The 22,150-nt window shown below is 53.2% G+C and carries 30 protein-coding genes; 17 read left to right on the top strand and 13 right to left on the bottom strand.

Going from position 1 to position 22,150, the window contains the following annotated elements:
• Positions 1–26: 26 nt before the first annotated feature.
• From ACIGDJ_RS15090 to ACIGDJ_RS15070, 5 genes are all read right to left on the bottom strand, one after another.
• A complete protein-coding gene (locus ACIGDJ_RS15090; RefSeq protein WP_313005089.1) occupies positions 27–821 on the bottom strand; it encodes a carbon-nitrogen hydrolase family protein in 795 nt (264 codons plus the stop codon).
• Between the two features lie 12 nt (positions 822–833).
• Positions 834–2,516 (bottom strand): flavin monoamine oxidase family protein, encoded by a 1,683-nt coding sequence (locus tag ACIGDJ_RS15085; RefSeq protein WP_397479087.1) that lies wholly within the window; start codon positions 2,514–2,516, stop codon positions 834–836.
• Between the two features lie 214 nt (positions 2,517–2,730).
• On the bottom strand, positions 2,731–3,192 hold the full coding sequence (locus ACIGDJ_RS15080) for an Lrp/AsnC family transcriptional regulator (RefSeq protein ID WP_101160908.1): 462 nt from the start codon (positions 3,190–3,192) through the stop codon (positions 2,731–2,733).
• 160 nt (positions 3,193–3,352) lie between these two features.
• Positions 3,353–4,093 carry a hypothetical protein gene (locus ACIGDJ_RS15075; RefSeq protein WP_313005090.1) on the bottom strand — a complete coding sequence of 247 codons (741 nt, stop codon included), beginning with the start codon at positions 4,091–4,093 and terminating at the stop codon, positions 3,353–3,355.
• Positions 4,094–4,540: 447 nt separating this feature from the next.
• Positions 4,541–5,170, bottom strand: coding sequence for a hypothetical protein (locus tag ACIGDJ_RS15070; protein ID WP_034139560.1), 630 nt, complete (start codon positions 5,168–5,170; stop codon positions 4,541–4,543).
• A 329-nt stretch (positions 5,171–5,499) separates the two neighbouring features.
• Here ACIGDJ_RS15070 and ACIGDJ_RS15065 point away from each other — a divergent pair, with 329 nt between their 5' ends.
• Together ACIGDJ_RS15065 and ACIGDJ_RS15060 are read left to right on the top strand one after the other, a co-directional pair.
• On the top strand, positions 5,500–6,486 hold the full coding sequence (locus ACIGDJ_RS15065) for a nucleoid-associated protein (RefSeq protein WP_038443875.1): 987 nt from the start codon (positions 5,500–5,502) through the stop codon (positions 6,484–6,486).
• Entirely contained in the window at positions 6,483–7,922 is a 1,440-nt protein-coding gene (locus ACIGDJ_RS15060; RefSeq protein ID WP_044271727.1) for a hypothetical protein, read from the top strand. Before ACIGDJ_RS15065 ends, ACIGDJ_RS15060 begins: the two co-directional genes overlap by 4 nt.
• Positions 7,923–8,190: 268 nt before the next feature.
• Here the strand turns inward: ACIGDJ_RS15060 and ACIGDJ_RS15055 are convergent, their stop codons facing one another.
• The 4 genes from ACIGDJ_RS15055 to arsN2 form a co-directional block, all read right to left on the bottom strand.
• Positions 8,191–8,727: a hypothetical protein gene (locus ACIGDJ_RS15055; protein WP_038443873.1), complete on the bottom strand. Its 537-nt coding sequence runs from the start codon at positions 8,725–8,727 to the stop codon at positions 8,191–8,193.
• Entirely contained in the window at positions 8,720–9,892 is a 1,173-nt protein-coding gene (locus ACIGDJ_RS15050) for a DUF3800 domain-containing protein (protein ID WP_038443871.1), read from the bottom strand. The genes ACIGDJ_RS15055 and ACIGDJ_RS15050 overlap by 8 nt, the downstream gene beginning before the upstream one ends.
• A gap of 61 nt (positions 9,893–9,953) precedes the next feature.
• Entirely contained in the window at positions 9,954–10,322 is a 369-nt protein-coding gene (locus ACIGDJ_RS15045) for a hypothetical protein (RefSeq protein ID WP_038443869.1), read from the bottom strand.
• Between the two features lie 72 nt (positions 10,323–10,394).
• Complete coding sequence (gene arsN2 / locus ACIGDJ_RS15040) at positions 10,395–10,859, bottom strand: arsenic resistance N-acetyltransferase ArsN2 (protein WP_038443867.1); 465 nt, start codon at positions 10,857–10,859, stop codon at positions 10,395–10,397.
• 129 nt (positions 10,860–10,988) lie between these two features.
• Between arsN2 and ACIGDJ_RS15035 the strand changes: the two genes are divergently transcribed.
• From ACIGDJ_RS15035 to ACIGDJ_RS14990, 10 genes are all read left to right on the top strand, one after another.
• Positions 10,989–11,411, top strand: coding sequence for an arsenate reductase ArsC (locus tag ACIGDJ_RS15035; RefSeq protein WP_038443865.1), 423 nt, complete (start codon positions 10,989–10,991; stop codon positions 11,409–11,411).
• The gene (locus ACIGDJ_RS15030) at positions 11,408–11,764 is read left to right on the top strand and encodes a metalloregulator ArsR/SmtB family transcription factor (protein ID WP_032894886.1); all 357 of its coding nucleotides are present in this window, start codon (positions 11,408–11,410) and stop codon (positions 11,762–11,764) included. Before ACIGDJ_RS15035 ends, ACIGDJ_RS15030 begins: the two co-directional genes overlap by 4 nt.
• A gap of 24 nt (positions 11,765–11,788) precedes the next feature.
• On the top strand, positions 11,789–13,072 hold the full coding sequence (locus ACIGDJ_RS15025; RefSeq protein ID WP_007247284.1) for an arsenic transporter: 1,284 nt from the start codon (positions 11,789–11,791) through the stop codon (positions 13,070–13,072).
• 16 nt (positions 13,073–13,088) lie between these two features.
• Positions 13,089–13,559 carry an arsenate reductase ArsC gene (locus ACIGDJ_RS15020; RefSeq protein ID WP_003395039.1) on the top strand — a complete coding sequence of 157 codons (471 nt, stop codon included), beginning with the start codon at positions 13,089–13,091 and terminating at the stop codon, positions 13,557–13,559.
• A 2-nt stretch (positions 13,560–13,561) separates the two neighbouring features.
• On the top strand, positions 13,562–14,320 hold the full coding sequence (gene arsH, locus ACIGDJ_RS15015) for an arsenical resistance protein ArsH (protein ID WP_397479091.1): 759 nt from the start codon (positions 13,562–13,564) through the stop codon (positions 14,318–14,320).
• Between the two features lie 20 nt (positions 14,321–14,340).
• Entirely contained in the window at positions 14,341–14,763 is a 423-nt protein-coding gene (gene arsC, locus ACIGDJ_RS15010; protein ID WP_038443859.1) for an arsenate reductase (glutaredoxin), read from the top strand.
• Between the two features lie 284 nt (positions 14,764–15,047).
• Complete coding sequence (locus tag ACIGDJ_RS15005) at positions 15,048–15,323, top strand: metal/formaldehyde-sensitive transcriptional repressor (RefSeq protein ID WP_080725266.1); 276 nt, start codon at positions 15,048–15,050, stop codon at positions 15,321–15,323.
• Between the two features lie 19 nt (positions 15,324–15,342).
• Entirely contained in the window at positions 15,343–16,257 is a 915-nt protein-coding gene (gene dmeF, locus ACIGDJ_RS15000) for a CDF family Co(II)/Ni(II) efflux transporter DmeF (RefSeq protein ID WP_038443855.1), read from the top strand.
• 39 nt (positions 16,258–16,296) lie between these two features.
• Entirely contained in the window at positions 16,297–16,668 is a 372-nt protein-coding gene (locus ACIGDJ_RS14995) for a hypothetical protein (protein ID WP_038443854.1), read from the top strand.
• Between the two features lie 2 nt (positions 16,669–16,670).
• The gene (locus ACIGDJ_RS14990; protein ID WP_080727717.1) at positions 16,671–16,853 is read left to right on the top strand and encodes a DUF1289 domain-containing protein; all 183 of its coding nucleotides are present in this window, start codon (positions 16,671–16,673) and stop codon (positions 16,851–16,853) included.
• A 98-nt stretch (positions 16,854–16,951) separates the two neighbouring features.
• On the opposite strand, the gene ACIGDJ_RS14985 is transcribed toward ACIGDJ_RS14990, so the two are convergent.
• Both ACIGDJ_RS14985 and ACIGDJ_RS14980 read right to left on the bottom strand, forming a co-directional pair.
• Complete coding sequence (locus tag ACIGDJ_RS14985; protein WP_038443853.1) at positions 16,952–17,503, bottom strand: arsinothricin resistance N-acetyltransferase ArsN1 family B; 552 nt, start codon at positions 17,501–17,503, stop codon at positions 16,952–16,954.
• A 117-nt stretch (positions 17,504–17,620) separates the two neighbouring features.
• The gene (locus ACIGDJ_RS14980) at positions 17,621–17,956 is read right to left on the bottom strand and encodes a hypothetical protein (protein WP_038443850.1); all 336 of its coding nucleotides are present in this window, start codon (positions 17,954–17,956) and stop codon (positions 17,621–17,623) included.
• Positions 17,957–18,422: 466 nt separating this feature from the next.
• Here ACIGDJ_RS14980 and ACIGDJ_RS14975 point away from each other — a divergent pair, with 466 nt between their 5' ends.
• Positions 18,423–18,884: a 3'-5' exoribonuclease gene (locus tag ACIGDJ_RS14975; protein WP_038443848.1), complete on the top strand. Its 462-nt coding sequence runs from the start codon at positions 18,423–18,425 to the stop codon at positions 18,882–18,884.
• 90 nt (positions 18,885–18,974) lie between these two features.
• On the opposite strand, the gene ACIGDJ_RS14970 is transcribed toward ACIGDJ_RS14975, so the two are convergent.
• On the bottom strand, positions 18,975–19,454 hold the full coding sequence (locus tag ACIGDJ_RS14970) for a helix-turn-helix domain-containing protein (protein ID WP_050499464.1): 480 nt from the start codon (positions 19,452–19,454) through the stop codon (positions 18,975–18,977).
• Between the two features lie 227 nt (positions 19,455–19,681).
• On the opposite strand from ACIGDJ_RS14970, the gene ACIGDJ_RS14965 reads away from it, so the two are divergent.
• From ACIGDJ_RS14965 to ACIGDJ_RS14950, 4 genes are all read left to right on the top strand, one after another.
• Positions 19,682–20,074: a DUF6957 family protein gene (locus ACIGDJ_RS14965; RefSeq protein ID WP_051903165.1), complete on the top strand. Its 393-nt coding sequence runs from the start codon at positions 19,682–19,684 to the stop codon at positions 20,072–20,074.
• Positions 20,075–20,116: 42 nt separating this feature from the next.
• Positions 20,117–20,563 carry a hypothetical protein gene (locus ACIGDJ_RS14960; protein ID WP_038443846.1) on the top strand — a complete coding sequence of 149 codons (447 nt, stop codon included), beginning with the start codon at positions 20,117–20,119 and terminating at the stop codon, positions 20,561–20,563.
• A gap of 90 nt (positions 20,564–20,653) precedes the next feature.
• A complete protein-coding gene (locus ACIGDJ_RS14955) occupies positions 20,654–21,037 on the top strand; it encodes a hypothetical protein (protein ID WP_038443843.1) in 384 nt (127 codons plus the stop codon).
• 53 nt (positions 21,038–21,090) lie between these two features.
• Positions 21,091–21,369: a hypothetical protein gene (locus ACIGDJ_RS14950; RefSeq protein ID WP_038443841.1), complete on the top strand. Its 279-nt coding sequence runs from the start codon at positions 21,091–21,093 to the stop codon at positions 21,367–21,369.
• 235 nt (positions 21,370–21,604) lie between these two features.
• On the opposite strand, the gene ACIGDJ_RS14945 is transcribed toward ACIGDJ_RS14950, so the two are convergent.
• Positions 21,605–22,147 carry a cysteine hydrolase family protein gene (locus ACIGDJ_RS14945; protein WP_034139977.1) on the bottom strand — a complete coding sequence of 181 codons (543 nt, stop codon included), beginning with the start codon at positions 22,145–22,147 and terminating at the stop codon, positions 21,605–21,607.
• Between the last annotated feature and the right edge of the window lie 3 nt (positions 22,148–22,150).

Raw genomic sequence — 22,150 nt, 5'->3', positions numbered from 1 at the left:
AACAGTGAAGCGCCCATGCTAGCGGATTAGCGACGGTTGAGCGCGTCGTAAAGCTCTGGCCGGCGATCGCCGAGATAGCGGTTGGCCTGGCGTGAATCGTTCATCAGTTGTCGGTCCAGCTCACCGACGATCAACGCTTCGTCCAGACCTGCCAGGGCGCTACGGCTGCCGTCCGGCGCGGCGATGCTGCTTTGCCCGCAATATTGAATGTCGCCTTCATGTCCGCAGTAATTGGCGTAAGCCACGTAGCACTGGTTTTCGAAGGCGCGGGCGCGCACGGTGACATCGGCGACGAAGTCGAACGGAATCATGTTTGCCGTCGGCACCACAATCAGCTCGGCGCCGGCCAAGGCCAGACGACGCGCGTTTTCCGGAAACTCCAGGTCATAACAGATCAGGAAACCGAGCTTCCAGCCGTTCAGTTCAACCAACGGCAACTCCGCTTCGCCCGGGCTGAACATCGACCGGTCAAGGTCGCCGAACAGATGCGACTTGCGGTAATTGCACAGACGCTCGCCGTGGCCATCGACCAGTTGCACGGCGTTGTAGATCTGCCCATCGGCGGTGCGCTCCGGGTAACCGTAAACGATCGCCAGACCAGCAGCCTTGGCGATGCGACCGATCTGCTGCGCCCATTCGCCGTTGTAGACCTCGGCCAGCGTGCCGACCGCTTCGGCGCCGATGTTGTAACCGGTCATGAACATCTCCGGCAGCACCAGCAGATCAGCGCCTTTGGCCTCCATCGCAACCTGATGCAGGCGATGCAAGTTGGCGGCGGGGTCCAGTGGCAGCGGTGGACATTGGTAAACGGCTACACGCATCGGGAAATCCTCTTACTCGGGCAGGGCGATAGGGCCGATGTCTTTGAACACATCACCCGGGCCGGGGTTCGCTTTATGTGTCGAACCGCCGAAATGCTTCATGATGCCCCACACCGCATTGAGCGAAGTCTGCACCGCGCCTTCGACCCACGCCGGTGTCCACGACACGTCGTCTCCAGCGATGAAAATACCGCGTTGCTCGGCCGGCATCTCGTCCTGCATGAAGTGCGCATACATGCGCTGGTTATAGCGGTAATGGCCGGGCAGGGCACCTTTGAAGGCGCCGAGAAAGTACGGATCGGCTTCCCACGACACGGTGATCGGATCGCCGATGATGCGTGCGGCGATGTCGACTTTCGGATAAATCTTTTTCAGCGCGTTCAATGCCAGTTCAACGCGTTTCTCCACTGGATGAGGGAGCATTTTCAACGCGTCGCTCATCCACGAGTAGGACAGGCAGATGACACCGGGTTTGTCGTCACCGTTGTCGAACAGATAGGTGCCACGGGTCAGGCGATCGGTGAGGGTCATGCTCATCACGTCGCGGCCGGTTTCCGGATCCTTGTCTTTCCAGAACGGCCGGTCGACCATCACGAAGGTTTTCGACGACTGCATGTAGCGGGTGCGGTCGAGGGCCATCCACATTTTCTGCGAGAACAGGGTTTCGTCGCATTCGATTTGTGTGGTCAACAGCCAGCTCTGGCAAGTGGTGAGCACAGCGGCGTATTCACGGGTGTCACCATTGTTGTCGGTGACGGCGAAACGACCCTGTGGCGCGTGGGCAATTTTCTTCACGCCCGAGCGCGGCGCGCCACGGTGCAGGGATTTCAGGCTGGTACCCGCCGGCCAGTGCACGCAGCGTTCCGGCACATGGCGCCAGATGCCCTGCGGCACCTGCTCGACGCCACCGACCACCAGGTGCTGATGATCGTCGCAATTGGTCATTACGACGCGGAAGATTTCCAGCATCGAATTGGGAAAGTCCGAATCCCAGCCGCCGGTGCCGAAACCGACCTGACCGAATATTTCACGGTGTTGGAACGACAACTTGGCGAAGGCTTTCGACGTGGCGACGAAGTCATAAAAAGTCCGGTCGTCCCATAGCGGCACAAGCTTGTTCCACAATTCTTTGAGACGCGGCACATCCCGCTCGCGAATGGCTTGCTGGATTTCGGAAAACTGCGAGCCGGCCTCCAGCGCATCCGCCCACGCGTCAGCGACTTCCTGAAACAATGCAGGAAGATCCTTCAGGCTTTCGGCGTAATAGGTTTCGCCTTCCAGGTCGATCACGGTGCTGCCAGAAGCGCCGGTCAACGGGTTGGGGAAAGGTCTGGTTTCGAGGCCAAGCTTGTCAACGTAGTGGTAGAACGCCGTGGAGGACACCGGAAAGCGCATGCCACCGAGCTCCGCGACGATGGCATCGGTGCCGTTGAAGGCTTGCGAGCGCAGACGTCCGCCGAGTTTCGACGCCTCGTACACCACCGGTTTCAAACCGAGCTTCATCAATTCGTAGGCAGCCACCAGACCGGCTATGCCCGCGCCGACAATCGCCACTTCAGCGCCATGCTGTTGCTCGGGAATGCTGCCCAGACCTGCGGGATGCTCGATCCAGTCGTCAAACGCGAACGGAAAGTCCGGACCGAAAATGGTGACTGGTTTTTTCCCGTCTGCAGGATGGCGATTGTTGTTGTTCATGGCTGACCTTGTTGGCGACTCGACGCAGGATTCGCGTCTGAGTATAGAAAAAGATGCCAGCCATTCTAGGGAGAGCGGAGCGCGTTAATAAGACGCAATGTGTCGTCGTTTTGCCTGATTGTTGTGCAGACTGACGATTGCAGGCTGCATACCGACCAAAAAGTGAGAGCGAGCCTGCTCGCGAAGCGGCTCAACTGGAATGCCCGGCCAATGCTCAGACCGGTTGCCCCCGATCAATCTTGCTGCTCAGAATGATCGACGTCGTGGTCTTCTCCACGCCATCGACGCTGCCAATCTGATCCAGCAACTGATCAAGCTGCTCCGGCGAATCGGTGCGCAACCACGCCACATAATCAAATTCGCCACTCACCGCACACAGCTGCTGCACCTGCGCCATCGCACTCAAGCGCCGCAGCACGTCCTTGCCGGAGCGCGGCTGCACCTTGATCCCGACGTAGGCTTGCAGCCCTCCATCGACGACACGCTGACCGAGGCGCACGCCGTAACCGGTGATCACTTTGGCCTTTTCCAGCCGGGCCAGACGCGACGTCACCGTCGTGCGAGCAATGCCTAGCTGACGGGCGAGCATGGCCACGCTTTCGCGGGCGTTGATTTGCAGCGCGGCGATCAGCTGGCGGTCGATTTCGTCGAGCGCAGCAGGGCGGGTGTCTGACAAGGGGGGCTCCATAGGGCGCGGATCTTGGAGCGAGCATGTTACAGGCTCAACCGGCCAGGCGCTTGTGGGCGATAAATCGAATGGTTTACCACCTTGGGGAGCGAAGAGGAGAAACAAAAAAGCAGCGCAATTGCGCTGCTTTATTCGATTGGATTGTCGGTTATCTGGCCATTCTGCGTAATGCCCGATCGATAAGCTCGATCTGAAAGCGGTACCGGAGATTTACATGTTTGAGCAATACCGCCCCTATGGATAGGCCAAGTACCAAAGCAATGATCATCAATAAGGCGCTATTTCCCCAGTTTCCGCTCACAGGTCCGGTCAACAGGGTCTGACTGATCCAGGGCAAACCGCCGAATTTTTCCGCGCAAACGTAGGCCGTTCCCAGCAAAGCAAGTGCTGCAGCTTTTTCGCCAAAAAACAGGGCAACTCGGGCTTCTGCTCGATTGATTCTGAGTTCGAGCCAATATTTTGCATCTAGAAGCGCCACTTCCGTATGAGGTTGAAGTGAATCTACTAACGCATTCTCGTGTTTGACATCGGCGATCATGCTTCTCAAGGTAATGGTCTCCCATCGGAAGAGCGCGTGGATCAATGCCAGGATAGGTGTAAGCAGCGACAGCAGAGTAAATATTGTCGAGGCGAACACTAGAAGGAGAGCCAGATATTTGGCCTGTTCCGGCAGCGGAGTCTGCGGTGTATGCCAGTAGGCCATGCAGGCAGCCACGGCCATTCCGGCACCGCCAAGAGCGAGACACCAATTGGCAAACTTCTCTGCGTTCACTTCGAGCCTGCTGCGTCTCGCAGATGCCTTCAGGGGCCTGCAGGTACTCAAGTGCTCAAGAACTTTGATGGTGTCTTCGATGTGTATTTCCGGAAGTTCCTTTTCCATTACGCTCATTGCCTGCTCCATTGCAATTGATGTCGGGTATGTCCCGCATGCGCCACTCACATCCTGGTGACGGGTACGGCTGAATGGCCCACAAAACACGAAAACAAAAAAGGCCTATGCCATCAAGCACAAGCCTTTGTTTGTTTGGTGGGCCCACACGGACTCGAACCCTTATGTGGTGCGTGAATTGTTCGTCCGGATACTGTCCGTCCGGTCTTGATCTTGTCAATCGTCAGTAGACACTGGGGAATGCTGGCGTTCATTTATTGTCGTGTCATATTTCTATAAATACAACCCGAGTGTTGTATTTATACGACTTCCTATCATTCCATCCTTCAGAGATGGGCTGAGCGGACTTAGGGAGAGATTGAGCCTGTGCGGTTGGCTACCCCTGCAGCGTACTGAGCCGATCCTAGCCCCTGTTGGGATGGTTGTTTTGACTACGCCCACCAGGCTTCATGCGGAGCGCTTTTGGATCAGATTCAGCAGCAATTGGCCATCGGGCATGGGAGACATCGTGCGCAAGAAGACGACATTTTTCTGTACCGCTTTCTTGATCTCCGCAGCCGAAATCGGCTTATCCAAGATGGTGAAATCCATCAGTCGCTGAAAATGGCACTCTTCGAGATAGCCGTGATGCTCACGTTTTTCAGTTTCGCCAGTACCTTGGCCGAAGGCGACGATCCCCTTGCCATTTTCGTACAAGAAGACCACGTCACCTTTCTTTATACGGTCAATGTTGTACTTCCAAGGGGCATAAAAAGCTGCTGCGCTACCCTCGCTCAGCATACGGTCATGGTCTTCCAATGAGTGACGCTTGTTCGTATTCAGAAGGTGGAAGCTCGACGGTTCGAGTAACTCGATGTCTACTGCCGCCTGCTCTTTGTCATCAAGCTTCAGAGCCGCCTTGGCAGCTTCAACCCCCTTCTCTAGCAGTTTCAGCATTGTCTCCTGGCGACTCAGATCGAGCTGATCAGCCAGACCTTCGATAAATGAGTAGAGCTCCTTGGGCATGCGGATAGATGCGGACGCCAGGTCATTCTTCGTCTTTGCTGCGTTTTCGATGAGCGAAATAATGTCGTTCATGGGATGGATCTCCTGTCAGATGCTAAGAAGCATCCCATAGCAATAAAATAAAAGCAATTATTGCTTTTCTATAAAAGCATAAAAAGATTCTCGAAAAATGTAACCCAGTGCTCAGCGTTCATGCACGCTTAAACACGCTTACCAGTGAGCCTTCCATCGGACAAGTGATCCTGGGTGGGGCCAAACGGCAGCCAGCCGCTTTCTGTAGGTGTATATTCATACAGTGATTCGTATGCTATGCCCTGCGGGGGACGCTAGGCATAACGCTGAAAAGGTGCTTACATCAATGCTTAATGTCATGTCGCCACCAGCAAGGATGAGGATTTAACTTGGCCACTCTTACGGATAAAGAAATCGAAGCCCTGAAAATCGAGAATTTCATTTTTCACGTGGTGCATCATCGAGCCGATGATCCGATCCTTTTTGACGACACCCCCTTAAGCACCTTCGAGCCGTTCTTCATTGACCGCATCAAAGAAACCCTCAAGGGCAATAAATTCTCTTTCGCTGAAATATCTCAAGTAAAGGCCAAATTGAATAGTTGGGAAAAGGGCGAGTCGAATTTTGTCGATATCTCCAAGAGCTTGGCGCGGCAATTTCATCGCCTTGGTGATAAACGGATGAAGTCAGGCGTGTTGATTGTAATTGGTTTAATTACAGGGGCTAAAAAGTTTTATTCCTTAATCAAGTACGACTCTGAAAAAGTCGTGACATTTGAAACTAAGGGCGCCCAGGCAATACTTCAGGCAGTTACTAACAACTTTACTGAATCACCAAAAGCGTTGCAGAAATCAGCTCTTATTGATTTGGATTCCAAAGACTCAGAAGTAGTGATCATTGATAAAATGAGCCGCTCAGGAATCAGTGATTTCTTCAAAGAATTCCTGGGAGTAGAGCGCCTCCGGAACTCAAAGGAAATGACGGTAGATTTGGTTAAGGCAATCAAAAAAACTGTAAGGACACATCTGGGTGATCTGCCGCCTGCTATCACATCGAAGGTCGCTGAGAAAGTCGTTGAGATTGCGAAAAAGCGTAAAGACTTTGAAGTCGACGAATTCTTCACAGATTTTTTTGGCATCAATGGCCAAGATGAAATCCGAGCGACCTTTGACAAAGAATTGGAAAGCCTAAATTTGACTGGTGAGGTGTTCTCCTATGATGAGGAAGAGCTACCTACCAATGAGGCAAAGAAATACGTAACAAGTGAAGGCATAACCATCAATATGCCTGCGCGGGCAAAGGGAAGCTTAACTATAGAAAATGGAAAGGATGAAACTGTTATTACTATTCGTACAAGTCGCTTGCGTGAATCATGAAACAGCTAGCGCTGGAACTTCGCAGCTTCTTTGAGCGACTTACGGCGTCAGGTGGTTCTGCGCAGGTTGAAACTACGCATATTTTTCGAATTGATGAAGTAAGCGTTACATCTTCCGGGTTTGTTCGAGAATTGAAAGATCTTGCCCAGCGTGTTTGTTCTGTGGGCATCGGAAAGATGGAGCTTTTTGGAGAAGTTTCCGACAGCATCGAGATCAAAGATTTCGATTTGGAGGATGTGGAAAATGACAGACTGACAGTCATCTTGGAGAAGCCAACGGATGATGACTGGTGTTATTTCCTAACTTTAAAAGGTTTCGAAAACTGGTTGAGGACAAACCAATTTTCAGCACAGAACTCACAGAAAAAAATGTGCGTGTGGGTTGCAGGTGAAACCTTTGAATTTTCCACTCATCAGTTCCTAGTGAAAGAAATGGGTGGAGATAGAAATTTACCGACCGCCACTCAACATCCTGAAAAACCTTGGAAAATGGTACGGGATCTTACCCACTCCCTTACCCCCCCGTCGCTTGAGCCATGGCTGCTGACTGCTGAGCCAATTGCTGAAAGCGAACCTTTTACAGCCTGGAAACGCGTGGCGGTGGAAAAGCTTTCCTTTTGCTTGCCAGCCGAGATTCGCAAGGAAGATGATGAGGCTCATGTAATATTTCGAGGCGGGCGCTCACTCCCCATAGCTATAGACCAGCCTATTAACTGGGCTGATATCAATTTTGAGATGCTTCACGACACCTGCCAGTGGATCTACTCCACCCCTAGGGAGTGTGAAACGAAATTCCAACTTTTCAACAACCACATTGCTATCAACTGGAACAGTGGGACGACGTGGCCCTCTGGCTCAACGCCACTCTTAAAAAATAGCCTCTCGGGGGCCAAGGAAGCGTTCGCCTTTCATCTCCAGGATCAAAGCAAGGAGGCTGTCAAAAGCTTAGGGGATCTGCGCAAGGGTTTGCAGGACGAGGTTAATAAGACACAAACTGCGACAAGGGATTTAATATCAGCTCTTTGGCGTGATTTCGCGGTTGCGGGTGTTGTTTTAGCTCTCAAGACTCCGATAGCGACTGCAGGCGTGGCCGATACAGCTACCACGATTCTGTATCTTGGTGTCTCTGCACTTCTCATATTGAGCATAGTTATCAACACTCTATCAACCTTGCGTTTTAACAGTCTTGCTGACAGCAGTAGAGAAGGGTGGCGGAAGAAGATCTACAACTTTATGTCTGCCGAAGACTGGAAGCGCTTGGTTGAAAAACCTATATCGTCCGGACGCACCGTTTACTGGCTCGCTTGGACTGTGTGTTTCTGTCTATACGCAGCCATTGTTCACTACTTCCTATCGCTTGCGGCACCTAACTTTGTAGCGAATCACATCGATTATTATTTTTTCTGCGTCTGGAACTACATCGCCGCTTTTTTTTAGTAAAACTATAAATGCACCTACGGTTGAATCTTTATGGTGCAGTATTACTACGCGGATATTTAGAAGCTATGCCAGGAACCATTAGGGGCTTGCTTCCAAATCAGAAGATAGTCGGGTGAGGTAGGGGGCTATAGCCATCATTGTCCGCATTCCTTTGCTCAGTTTAATGTCCCCAAATAGGGCCATTAAGCCTAAAAATGATGGTTAATGTGCCTTATTGGGGACATTAAATATGTATCTCAGAGCAACATACCACTAGCGCTCGATTCTAGGAGGGAAGTAGATTCTCTGATTCGCTGGCCTCATGGCGAGCCCAGCGCAAGGTAGCTATCGACATGAATTGCCTAATCGCCAGCGCTCCCCGTTCATTTCTGGCTTTCGAGCCAGGCAGGGTCAGTGCTGACTCTACCTTGGCACGACTCGCTTCGTACATTGCAAATGCGTTGAACTCAGAATCAAGCAGCACCAAGAGCACAGTATCGAAGGGTTGTCGTAGATCAATTGCCCCCATTCGGCCCGTAATCTTTCGTGGGTTGAGGATGCAGCGGCCCTTTATCTGGATTCTCGCGACGCCATCTTCCAGCGCCTCTGTAGCGTCGTAACCCGCCTGCCTTGCAGGATGTAGTAACAGGCCGAGTCTAGTAGCAGCTTCGTACTCTGCGACCTCGCCTGTTATGCCCAGCGGCTTGCCGGTCAGGCGATAGAAGCTACGTGCAAGCACCTTGGCTTCTTTCAAGATCTCTAGGATTTCATCCTGGATCAATGCAGCCTGGTGAGGTTCCTGGCCATGACTGAGTTCAGTCATCTGCAAATGCCTCGAGCGCAGCGAGCAGCTTGGCTAGCTCAGTCAGGTTGGCTGCAGTCACGATGTCATATTCTCCTCGACTACTCAGCCGATACACCTCTCGAGCCTTTTTGACACGTTCCAGCAGAGGGACGACTATGCCTGACGCCCTTTCCAGAAACTCGTTGATGTCAGCCCGTGTCTGAGGAATTTTGTAGCCTTTGGCCGCGCTTGTGATAATCACGTCCGAATCGCGAAGCTTGGCGATGCCGCTGGAGCGGATCCTCTGGTCGTTGATATCTCCGAAGCCGCTATCTTTTAGGTGGCCGACTATTTCTGCGGTTGGCACGTAGTCTTTGGTGACGAATTCGCTTTGGAATCTCAGGAACCGCAAGATGCTCAGCTGCAGGCGCTCATCCTCATTAGGGTGCTCACCAGCCCTTTCGCTAAAAAGGTCAGCCTGGCGGAGAGCTTCTTGGTGTACCTGGTAGTCTGCATACCCAGATTCATCCGCCGGCGGCGGCAGAAGAGACTGGTACTTGGATGGCCACTCAAGCATTCCAAGGGTCAGGCTTCGTAGAATCTTTTTGTAGGCAAGAACTGCTTCTTCCGATGCTTTCTCTTCGTAGATCTGAGCGACTGAGCCAGCAAAAAAATCTGCAACCTGAACCAAGACGTTGTCCTTACTGGCCATCGTCTGGAAGGCATCTTTATCGCCAAATAGGTCATCGACGAACCGTTCTGAAACGTAGCTTTTGAGGCTCTCCTGAAATTCCTGGCCACCATGCTCGTCTACGATCATCTGGAGGTCTGGGTATGCGCGGAACAAACGTTCATAGAGCAACCCATTCACATATTTTATGAATGAGGTCTTGAAACGAAGGCCACCGTCTTTGCGAATTTGGGACTTATCAACGACGGTGAAATAGAGCCTGAATGGCAGATCGGCTAGCTCGTTTAGGATCCGGGCACGGCGATCTGAATCCTTGGGCTTAAGATTGCTGGATTTGATCTCGCCCGTTTGAAAATGCCGCTCGCGGAGTGCTTCAGCTTGGGCATAAGCAGCCTCCAGGTCTTTCTCTGCCACTAGAATGGAGCAGACGATGAAGAAGCCCGAGCTTCCACCCTTTGACGTATCTAGGTCGGAATTCCCGGACTCATCCACGAAGGCATATGTTCTGTCCATGAGCTTGCTCCATCAACAACGTACTGAGCGCGGCGGGTCGCCCAATGACAAGGTGGCGAACTTAGTTCGTCGCAGTGGTAGTGCCTGGAGCGGGGCCTTCGCTGAACGTGTAGTTGATGACCACGTCATTTCGGATCAAGACGTCGAGGGTCTTCTGAGTGCCCGTAGTCGTCACCTTCATGGTGACCACGTAGCTTTGGGCATGCGCTGAGCCATTGGTGTAGGTGTAGATCCACTTCTCGTCAGTCTCGCTGACTGCGCTCTTAGCGTAGGGCTCACCAAACAGCGACTTCAACTCAGTAGTCGTCGTTTTACCTTTGGTGATGCTCGCTACACTGGCCGACGGAAAGTCTCGCCCTGCGGTGTAGTGGGACGTAGCGCAACCGCCAAGTGCGACACAGATCCCCATTACTGCGATGAGCTTTTTCATATCCATCCTTGATCGTAGGAAGCTCCAAATCTAGCTGGCATCGAGGCTAAAAGCCATCACCAAGGTGATCAGCTACTTTCGTGCATTCGCAGATAATGCTTTGCACATGTAGCAAGCCGAGCCAGGGCAAAGCCTCCTGAACTGCTCCGTCTGAGAAATCAGAAGCGGCGCAGAGCCTCGTTGGTTTGCTGCATAGCCCTGCAGCTCAAAAAAGCCTGATGCAGTTGTTGTCAGCAAATGAAAACGAGCGATTCCCTGCTCGGCGCCTATTGCTTCAATGACTCGAAGCACCTCAGCCCCAACCCCTTTCGATCTGTACGCCGGCTCTACGACCATGGAGCGCAGCAATCCATCTGTCCCATGCGTTTCAAACCCTCCCCATCCAACAGTCTCACCATTCCGTGAGAACTCAAAAAAGGTTCGGCCTGGAAGATCAATATCGTCTGCTGGAAGGTCAGCAGATTTCAGCGCATCGCGAAATCGCTGCGACTGCCCTCCGGCTATTTTCGTTGCCTGGATCATCATCTCCTTGCCCATCCCCTTATCTCCTTGGTGCCGCTTTGTAGGAACTGTCACGGCTCAAGCCGAAGCAGCAGCCATCATACTCGCTTTACCAAATATTCGCCAAAGCGTATATTCGATTTTCCATATGCATCGAGTTTAACCATGAGCCCTGCTATCAAAGTGCTTTTCGTGTGCGCTGCCAACTCAGCCCGCTCCCTGCTTGCAGAGGCTTTGCTGCGGCACACCGACCCGCGCTTCGAGGCCTTCAGCGCAGGATCTGAACCGTCTGAGGTTGATCCGCGCACGACTCAGGCATTGGAGGCAGTTGGAGTAGACGCAACGGGCCTGCGCAGCAAGTCCCTCAGCGAATTTCAAGCTGATCGATTCGATTACGTAATCACTCTTTGTGATAAATCCGCAAGCGAGTGCCTACCAATGCCCGGCGCAGGTGAAGTCATTGCATGGGATTTTCCTGACCCAGTAACTAGCGATGATCCTGGCGCATTTCGCCACTCGCTCCACGACATCCACGAGCGCATCAAGCTCTTCGTTTTGGTCAAGACCAAACACCTGGAGGATCTATGACAGAACCCTTGAACCCCACCACCTTATTCAAGTGCCTGGCGGATGACACCCGAGCAAAAATTTCGCTGCTTGTCGTGAGTGAAGGTGAGCTGTGTGTATGCGAGCTAACGGCAGCACTCGACCTGAGTCAGCCGAAGATTTCTCGTCATTTGGCGCTGCTGCGCTCTGCCGGTTTGTTGTTGGATCGTCGCCAAGGCCAATGGGTGTACTACCGACTGAATCCTGATTTGCCCGCGTGGGTGACTGCAGTTTTGAAGGAAGTGGTAGACGCCAATCAGCAATGGCTGGAAACCGAGGCTAAGCGCCTCTGCGGCATGAACGACCGTCCGATCAACCAAGCCGTGTGTAGCTGATTCACGCCCAACCGGATTAATGAAATGCTGATTGCCGTATTGATCTTTATCGCCACCATCGTCCTTGTCATCTGGCAGCCCAAGGGGCTGGGGGTGGGCTGGAGTGCGATGTTCGGTGCCATCGTGGCGTTGCTGGCAGGTGTCGTTACCCTTGCCGACATACCGGAGGTTTGGCGCATAGTCTGGAACGCTACCGGAACGTTCATCGCGGTCATTATTATTAGTCTGTTGCTTGATGAGGCAGGCTTCTTCAAATGGGCTGCGCTGCATGTCGCCCGATGGGGAGGCGGGAGCACCCGCAAGCTGTTCGCATTTATCGTCCTGCTGGGCGCAGCGGTGTCGGCCCTGTTCGCCAATGACGGAGCAGCATTGATCCTCACACCCATTGTGATCGCGATGTTGCTGGCGCTGCGTTTTTCTCCTGCTGCTACGTTGGCATTCGTTATGGCAGCCGGTTTTATCGCCGATACGGCGAGCTTACCGCTGGTGGTTTCCAACCTGGTCAACATCGTTTCTGCCGACTACTTCGATATCGGCTTCAACGAATATGCTTCGATCATGGTGCCGGTAAACATCGTCAGCGTGGCGGCGACGTTAGCCATGCTGCTGTGGTTTTTCCGCAAAGATTTACCAAAGACCTATGACCTCAACCAACTGGACAATCCGGACGAGGCAATCCACGACCGGGCCACTTTTGTAGCCGGTTGGTGGGTGCTGGCACTACTGCTGATCGGCTTCTTTGTCATTGAGCCATTGGGGGTGCCAATCAGCGCCATTGCAGCGGTCTGTGCATTCATTCTTTACGTCATCGCGGCTCGTGGTCACGCCATCAACACAAGCAAGGTGCTCAAAGAGGCGCCATGGCAGGTGGTGATTTTTTCTTTGGGTATGTACCTGGTTGTTTATGGCCTGAAGAACGCCGGCCTGACCGACCACATCGCGCAGATCCTGAACGTGTTCGCCGGTTATGGCGTTTGGGGCGCGTCCCTTGGTACAGGGCTGCTAACAGCGTTGCTGTCTTCGATCATGAACAACATGCCCACCGTTTTGGTAGGCGCCTTATCCATTCATGCCGCCGAAGTCGATGGTGTTGTCCAGCAAGCGATGGTTTACGCCAACATCATCGGCTGCGACCTGGGCCCGAAGATCACCCCAATTGGGAGCTTGGCAACTCTGTTGTGGCTGCACGTGCTCGCCCGGAAAAATATAACGATCAGCTGGGGTTACTACTTCAAGACCGGGATCGTGCTGACCGTGCCCATCCTCGTCGCCACATTGTCCGCCCTGGCACTGCGCCTCAGTTTTTGAATCAAGGAATCGTCTGATGAAAGTCTTGTTCATGTGCACCCACAACAGCTGCCGCAGCATTCTGTCCGAAGCGCTTTTCAACCACTTGGCGCCCGAGGGTGTAGAAGCCGTCAGCTCAGGAAGCTTTCCCAGTGGCCGGGTGAATCAACGGGCATTGCAAACGCTGGAGGCGGCGGGTATCTCTACGGCGGGCTTGAGCAGCAAGGCTTCGGATGCTTTTGAAGGCTCACCTCCAGACATCGTGATCACTGTCTGTGACCGGGCAGCGGGTGAGGCATGCCCAATCTTCTTTGGGCCAGCTTTGAAGGCGCATTGGGGTCTGGCCGACCCGTCTGACGCTAGCGGTTCGGAAGCCGAGATCACCGCAGCTTTTGAAACCACACTCGCCAAAATTCACGAGCGCGTGAGCGCATTTCTTGCGCTGCCACTGAAGACCATCAGCGCTGAACAGTTGAAAGCTGAACTGAACCGCATCGGTTCGCTTTAAAGATCAACCGAGGCGGCACCCAACCAGGCGCCGCCGTAGGAGTTTATACGCAAGACACATTGCCGAACGTACACGCCGACCTGATCGACATTCCGTCGCTGGAGCAACTGTCGCCTCGCACGCCTTCGCTCCATAAACCTCGCATTCTTCTGCTGTATGGATCAACGCGAGAGCGCTCATTCAGCCGGTTAGTCACGCAAGAGGCGGCACGCCTGCTGAATGAGTTTGGCGCTGAAACCAAGATCTTTGACCCATCGGGTCTGCCGCTTCCGGATGACGCTGCCGATACACATCCCAAGGTCGCTGAGCTGCGCGAGCTGATGCAATGGTCTGAGGGGCAGGTGTGGTGCTCCCCTGAGCGTCACGGTTCTATGAGTGCAGTATTCAAAGCCCAAATTGACTGGGTTCCGCTGGCGATAGGTGCTGTACGACCTACGCAAGGAAAGACCCTTGCAGTGATGCAGGTCTGCGGTGGCTCTCAATCTTTCAACGTGGTTAATCAGCTGCGCGTACTGGGCCGATGGATGCGGATGTTCACCATCCCAAACCAATCTTCGGTTGCCAAGGCATTTACCGAGTTCGACGAGGCAGGTCGTATGAAGCCGTCCTCGTACTACGACCGTCTCGTGGACGTGATGGAAGAGCTGATGAAGTTCACCCTACTGTTGCGGGATCGCCAGGATTATTTGGTTGATCGGTACTCCGAGCGTAAAGAGTCCGCCGAAGAGCTTTCCAAACGCGTCAACCAGCGCTCCATCTAACGTCAGTACGAGGAAGCGATATGAGCCAGATCACGATCTACCACAACCCCGAATGCGGCACCTCTCGCAACACCTTGGAGTTGATCCGTAACAGCGGGGAAGAACCGACGGTTATCGAGTATCTGAAGACCCCGCCTGATCGCACCACACTTGTCAGACTCATTGGGGATATGGGTATCGGAGTGCAGGCTCTTTTGCGTATCAAAGGCACTCCGTACGAGGAGCTGGGATTGGGCGATGCATCGCTGACTGACGAGCAGCTCATCGATGCCATGATGGCTCATCCTATCCTGATCAATCGCCCCATCGTCGTGACGCCGTTGGGCACACGCTTGTGTCGCCCGTCAGAGGCCGTTCTCGACCTTCTGCCTCAGGAGCAGAGCGGCAGTTTCGTCAAGGAAGACGGACAAGTCGTCATTGATGAGAATGGCAACAGGGTTTGATCCCACCCGAAGTACGTGGCCTTGGAGTCCCATTCGCACTCCACTTGGCCACCGTCTGCATTCGACCTAACCAGCAATTGCATCTCGTTTGACCTGCTCGCTTTGTCAACATCATAGCAAAGAGCGGCCAATAGCAGAGTCCTGATCATCCTGTTTCGCCCTTCCTCCTATCTGAAGCCAGTTTCGGCAAATAGCTGTTTATGAGCTTTCCGTCAAACGGCGCTTACATAGGTATAGGGGGTATACCTATGATGCGCGTATGCACAGTCAAAGGGGGTTCTCCCATGGGCCATATAGCTTCAAACAAAGACGATCTTCTCAAGCGCGTGAAACGCATCGCGGGGCAAATCCAAGCCGTTGAGCGTGCACTGGAATCGGATGCCGATTGCGCGAAAACATTGCATCTCGTAGCTGCCACACGTGGAGCTATCAACGGATTGATGGACGAAATTATTGAGGATCACGCCAGAGAGCATGTAGCGAGCCCAACGCTTAGCGATGAAGAGCGCAACAAGGGTGTCGAAGAGCTTCTTGAAGCCATTCGCCGCTATTCCAAGTGAAAAATCTAGGTACATGCTCATGAGCAGCAGCCACAACATCGAAATTAATCACGTACATGACCATGTGTTCCTCGGGTCAGCACACGAAGAAAATGCCAAACGTACCCTTTGGGTTGTGGCGCTAACGGTGGTGATGATGGTCGGCGAAATCGTCGCCGGCTATATCACTGGCTCGATGGCTCTACTCGCCGACGGCTTTCACATGGCAACCCATGCAGGCGCTTTGGGCATCGCTGCAGTTGCGTACAGTTACGCAAAACGCCACGCCTCCAGCAGTCGTTATAGCTTCGGTACGGGCAAGGTTGGAGACCTGGGTGGATTTGCATCGGCGCTCATTCTCGGCATGGTGTCCTTGGTAATCGCCGTAGAGTCGGTCATGCGTCTTTTGCAGCCGACGGAGGTTCAATTCGGAACCGCTACGCTCATTGCGATTGTGGGTTTGATCGTAAACATTGTGAGCGCGCTTCTGCTTGGCCACGGTCACAGTCATGGGCACGATCATGATCATCATGGGCACGGCGATAACAACCTGAAATCAGCTTACGTCCATGTGATAGCGGACGCTCTGACCTCCGTCCTGGCAATTGCAGCACTGCTCGCTGGCCGGTATCTCGGATGGGTGTGGCTGGATCCGGTAATGGGCATTGTGGGTGCCATAGTTATTGCGCGTTGGGCATGGAGTTTGATGGGCGTCACCTCGGCTGTACTGCTGGATCAAACTGATGAGCACGTTGCAGATGAAATCCGCGAGCTGGTTGAGAAGCCGGGTGATGCAACCATTACAGACCTGCATGTCTGGCGGGTCGGGCCAGAGGCGCATGCGGCTATTGTCAGCGTCCTCGGCGAATCCACTTTGAACGCTGAAAGCATTCGTGAACGACTGAAGCCTGTCCACGAAGTCAGCCACCTTACGGTCGAGTTTCGATTAGTTTGATTCACCGGCTCCCCAACCTCGACTTCATAGGAACTCCTAATGCCACTAGGGAAACGTGAGCTTGCGCGTATCGAACGTCGATTAATTACTACCCTCACCGAAGCGTGCGAAACAGCAAAAGGGGAGATCGAAGGATTTACGTGGCTCACTCACACCGCCGACCTGAATGCGTTGAGTGAAACCCTCAAGGTAGTCTGGGTGTTCGAAACACTGGCTGACAAGAAGCTCGCCCAGGCTATAGCGAAGGCGCGCATTGTTGAGTTGACCTCTATCGCGTTGAACGAGGCCGACATCGATCTGAACCTTTCAGACCGCTATGTCTGCTTTGACTCTGAGGAGGAGTGCCAGCGCACGCATGGTGGCAACTGGAAAAATCGCCTTGCTCAATCAGGCGCGACTAAAGGGGACTGACAATGGCTAAAGAAATCGAAAATCCCTGTATCTCGACTTGCCAGCTAAGTGGTGATCTCTGTGTGAGTTGCGGGCGCAGCAAGGAAGACATTAGAAAGTGGAAACGCATGAAGCGGCCTGAAAAAATGGCAGCTGTGCAAAGAGCGAACGTGCGATTGAAAGGGCTGAAAAAAGCGCAAGGTTAGTCACTTCCACAGGATGACCGTTGCCCGAGCTGTGCTCAAGCAGCTGCAAGGCCACCTCACTGCCGAAGTCTGATAGTCACAACGCACAGCGAGTGAACCTACTGCGATGCAACCTCAAGCTTGGGGAAAAGAATGGGTTCCAACGGAGGGGTTGCCTGACACAGCCCAAGCCTCCAGTAACCGACGTCGTGCCATTTTCCAAGCTTGAAGCCCACTTCTGGATACGTCCCAATGTGTACGAATCCTAGCGACTCGTGCAGACCGACACTTCCTTCATTGGGCTGCGCAATTCCGGCGTAAGCTGCGCGAAACCTCTGCTTTTCGAGAATCGGAAGCAAGGTTTCATAGAGTTCACGGCCAACGCCCTGCCGGCGAGCCGACTCGGCTATATACACCGTCACGTCCACAGCCCATCGGTAGGCCGGACGAGCGCGATGCTGGCTTGCGTAGGCATAGCCCTTGATCTCCCCACCTTCTTCGGCCACCAAGTAGGGATATGTCAAAAGCGTTGTCGCTATTCGCTGAGCGATTTCCTCAGCGCTTGGCGGAATCTCTTCGAACGAGATGGCCGTTGTCGAAACGATGGGGGCGTAAATGCGCTGGATGGCTACAGCGTCTGCTACCGTCGCCGTACGGATTTTCAAAGCCATGCAAGTCGTCCCTGATTCGAAAGCTGAACATTACCCTTTTTAGATCAGCCTTGGACATGGTCGAAATGTGAAGATGTTATGAGCGCCACCATTCGCCTGAGTAGTTCAGCTAGGCCTCTACATCGATCTGACTGATACGACCTCAACATATTTGTACTTCTTCCTTGCAGCCCTCACGGCCTCCTGCTCCGCAAGCAACGAGCTCAACGTATCAGCCTCGTGAATCAACTCGGTCATTTTCCCCTCAAACTCGTTCCCAACCCGGAGCGTGACCCGCAGCCTGGGCGTAAACGCCTTCGTCACTTTCTTCTTGGCTAGTGGAGCCTCTGCGGGCTTCGTGAAAACGATCTCTGGCACAGGCTCCAGCACTAGCGGAGTAGAAACTTGCTCCTTTGGCTGAGGCGTACCAAAAAGGGCACGACGCATTTCTTCTTCGGTTAATTCAGAGTTCATAGAGCATCTCAAAGGGGTGGCACTTCACTGGTAAAATTCTACAAGGATTGCTGCTGACCGGCGTCCATCGGGAAACTGCTTGGACGTTAAATCCCCAGTTCGATTTCAATACATGAGCCTCGCAGGGCACGCGAAAGCTGCGCCTTTGGTAGCAATGTGATGAGCCCATCAACCAAGCTGCTGGCGTGACGAGCGTATAAGGTGACTGTGCCTGCAGCCCGAATTCGACCCGGTACGAAGGCACCGACTCGTTCCTGGGCAATTTTCAGTATATTCAAGACTTCTTGGCTAACCTTGTCGTGGGATAGATGCTCAACGACTGGTCTGGACGGGCACCCGGCGCGGCTCCACATTTCTATGACCGCTTGGAGGAGTCCGTCTGAGCCGAGATGCTCGAGGGCCATCTCCCATAACTGACCCTCCTGCGCCATATCCAGGCGAGCCCTAGTCATAACGGAGTTCCAACATGAGGCTCTTTCTTGATTGCGAGTTTACCCGGCTCTCAGCCACAGCGAAGCTGATATCACTCGCACTGGTAGCTGAGGATGGACGCGAATTCTACGTGGAATTGGTCGACACATGGCGAGAGGAAGATTGCAGCGACTTCGTCGTAGAGATCGTTCTTCCGCAGCTATGGGGCGGTGGCAATGCACAACCTACTATCGGGGCAAGAAGTGCACTGCTCGATTTCCTAGCCTCGTTCGACGAAGTTCTGGAGATTGTCACAGACGCTCCACAGTACGACTGGGAGCTTTTCTGCGAACTCGCATATGACGATGGTAAATGGCCAAGGAACGTCCGGAATTACCCCACTGACGGCACCACTCTGGATGCCACAAGTGACGGGGTTCCGCTTCCGCATCACGCTCTTCTTGACGCCCGTATCATCGCTAGCATGTTCACCGAAAGCGATCTGAAGAAAGGGTGATGAAGTCCTAAGAGGCCAAGGTGAGCTAAAGCTGTCTTCCACAGCATACCTTCCTGAGGCATCTTCAGCCTGGTGCTGGTCATTCAAAAATCAGGCCTGTTCGGACTTGCTGGTCAAATACCTACGAATAGTAGTTTTAGACAGACCCAACGCTTCCGATATCTCAGTCACTGACACTCCCTCACTGTTCAGGCGATTTGCCTCTGCGGCTTTCTGCGCTGCTCCGGATCGCGCCGGTCGACCAGGAGGAAGCTTCCCTGCACTTACCAACGACTCCATCTCAATATCTACGCTGTCCTTTTTTATCCTATTTAGTTGCTTATTCAAACGCTTCAGCCCCTCCCTAAGCGGCTCGTTGGACTGTAGACACGTCGCCATGAGAATCAATGAGGCCGGCTCAACCTCAAGCAGCGCTGCGAGACGAATGAGCACATCAATCGTGATGTTCACCTCCCCACGCTCAATTCGGCCCCAATAGGAACGGTCAATAGTGATCAGGTTTTCTTGCGTAAGACCTTTTTTTCTACGCAGTGCTCGCACCACTACAGCTAGGGCTTCTGCGGCCTCCATGACATTTCCCCACGCAAATCGAGGATAAGGCCATATTGCGATGCACCATAACACGGGCTATGATCCGTATTACGGTGCCATCAGCGTTTTTGAGGCCTGCTTTTCGATGCATATACATCCGTAAGCGGAGCTAAGCACCTTGCTTGCGGGAGCCATCTGCTCGAGTGCGAGCGACAACAAGCGGGATTGAATTGTCAATTTCCCGGTTATTAATGAAAGGAAGCCCTATGGCTAGCGTCGAAGAACCCGACTTCATGAATGCGCCACGGACACCACTTGAGGGCCTGTCGAGCACCTCTGCAGCTCGAGCTTTAGCAGTCGAACGCTTTCCTAAAAAGCCTTACTGCCTAGTCCGCGACTGGACAATATTTCGCATTGAAGTCACCCGCGACGAACTCTTCAAATGTCATGCAGCGGGCCAGCTCCCGATGATCCTGTTTGCTCACAACGTGGCCGAGGACAGCCAAGGCCGTTTCGAACGCGGCGATTGGGTTCGTTCAAGCATGTGCACCGGTCTCCACGACGGTATTGCGTTCGAGACCAGAAACTCTGTTTACGTATTGATTGGCCCTGGTCATGAACAGCTCGCAAGCCTGAAAGACGTTTTCTCCCTCTTCTAACCTGCGCTCTATATCGGAGCCCCTTCAGGCCAAGGACATACGATGTTTAGAACACACGACGCCGACATGCTGGGCCTACCAGGCATGTTCGGTGAGGGTCAGTACCAATGGCATCAGGTATCCAAAGTGCTTCGTAATCACTGGTATCACGTAACCGTCCAGGCCAAGACCAAGGGCCGAATTTCAGAGGCGGTTCTGATGGTCGACAGCGAACCTCGACTTCAGCAACTCCTGATTTCCCAAGACGCTGAGACGATCATCACAGAGGTGCAAGTAGTCACACCTGCCCACATGAATGGCACGGGAGTTTGGCGAATGGAGAAACTGACCAAAGTGACGCTTGGTGAAGACCAAAACGAGTGTGTTGTGTGCCTGCTGGAGGTGGAGACCGGCTCCAAATACCACAGCTCTCACCAACCTGGCTTCAGCAGCGATGCACTGAACAACGTCCGTCCGATCTATCACGTGAACATGATTCGTACAGCCTGAAATTTTCCAAGAGTCCCGCACGATATCAGGGCAGATGGTTTCGTGCGGATTTCCTGGTAACCCCATACGGGCTGCGAAAGGAGCACAATTATGCTGAATACTTTGGATGTGGATTATCATGGAAAACGACATACAGATTTCGATCTCGCACGAATCCTAAAAGCACAAGCGCAAGGCTTCGACAAACCGATAACAGCCTATCTCTGCGGAGTATCCATAAAGGCTCGTGCTGGATTAGGTGTCGTGTTTGGTCACAAGCGTAAAGACCGGTATGGGCGGTTTGGCGACGGGCACTTGATCCGCACTTCTGACGTGATTAAAGCGGAGCGCGAGGGCCGTTTTTGGGTACTGACAACCGTGAACTCGCGGTACGTAATCGCGACGTTTCAGCGCGGCAATGGGCGTGCGAGCTTGCGGGAGTTTCTGCGGCTTTCACAGGGGATGCGCCATTTCACCCCGCAAGTGTTGCAGTAATGGTCGTGTTTATCCTGGCCATGAAGCCCCATGAACAATCATAAGGTGGGGTTATGATCGTGAAGGCCGGAGAAGTCATCTGCATATCATCCGGCATTTTCGAAGGGTACGCCCGCGCAGGGCCATTTGTCGCAACGCAGGACTTCGACCTAGACTCATTCGTTGCAGAGACAATGAAGCCGTTCACTGAGAAATGGGAGGTGTCGAGCATGTTTAGGGATATCCCCAGGATGCTTTTCGAAATCGGATTCATCACCGAGTTGCCCTGTCGAAAGATCTATTTGGGGGCTATGGGCGAGGTCGACATCCGGGAAGAAAAGGAAGACTTCTGAAGTCTGGATGGATTCGGGGGTGCTCACCCCCGGTGGCATCGCGGCGGACAAGGCACTAAAGCTGTGAAAGCTTCCCGAACCCAGGGCCACTGATTTTAAGTGGCCCTGGCTCTGTCGATGCTTCAGCCAATTATTACGCCGTCAAGTTAAGTAAATCTAAACCACCAAATTGCTAGTGCGTTGATGATGAAAGCGATGGCCCCATGGGGCCCCGCAAAGTTAAGTCGTTGCGCGGTTAGACCGACAGGTACTCGTCCACCGATTTGACGGTGGCATAGCCGAACTCAAAGGCTGCCATCATCGTTGCATGTGCATGAGCGGCTGGAACGTTTACACCACCAAATGTGAGATCCAAAGTGGCGCAGGCATCGTGCAGCACAGTAACCGGATAACCCATATCCACCGCCGCACGTACTACTGCGTCGATGCACATGTGGCTCATCGCGCCTATGACTACGATTTCCTGAACATCAGCGGCTTCCAACTGCTGCTTCAGATCAGTTTCCCTGAAGGCGTTGATGTGTTTTTTTACGATTACAGGTTCATTACCTTGTGGAGCTACATCTGGTTGAATTTCCGCACCAGTGGATCCCTTTGCAAAGATCGGAGCACCTTCAGCGGACTCATGTCGTATGTGGAAAACAGGAAATCCCTTATCACGGGAGTGGCTGATCACCCGGATAGCATTCTCGACAGCGGTGTCGATGCCGGTCAAAGGCAGCTTGCCAGTGGGCAGGTATTCGTTTTGCAGATCAACTACTACAAGGCCACGTTTCATGAA

Origin of the sequence: Pseudomonas sp. NPDC079367 (assembly GCF_044542195.1) — a bacterium.
Lineage (GTDB): Bacteria > Pseudomonadota > Gammaproteobacteria > Pseudomonadales > Pseudomonadaceae > Aquipseudomonas.
The sequence above is the reverse complement of the archived record's forward strand: the minus strand, read 5'-3'. Positions and strand labels throughout refer to the sequence as shown.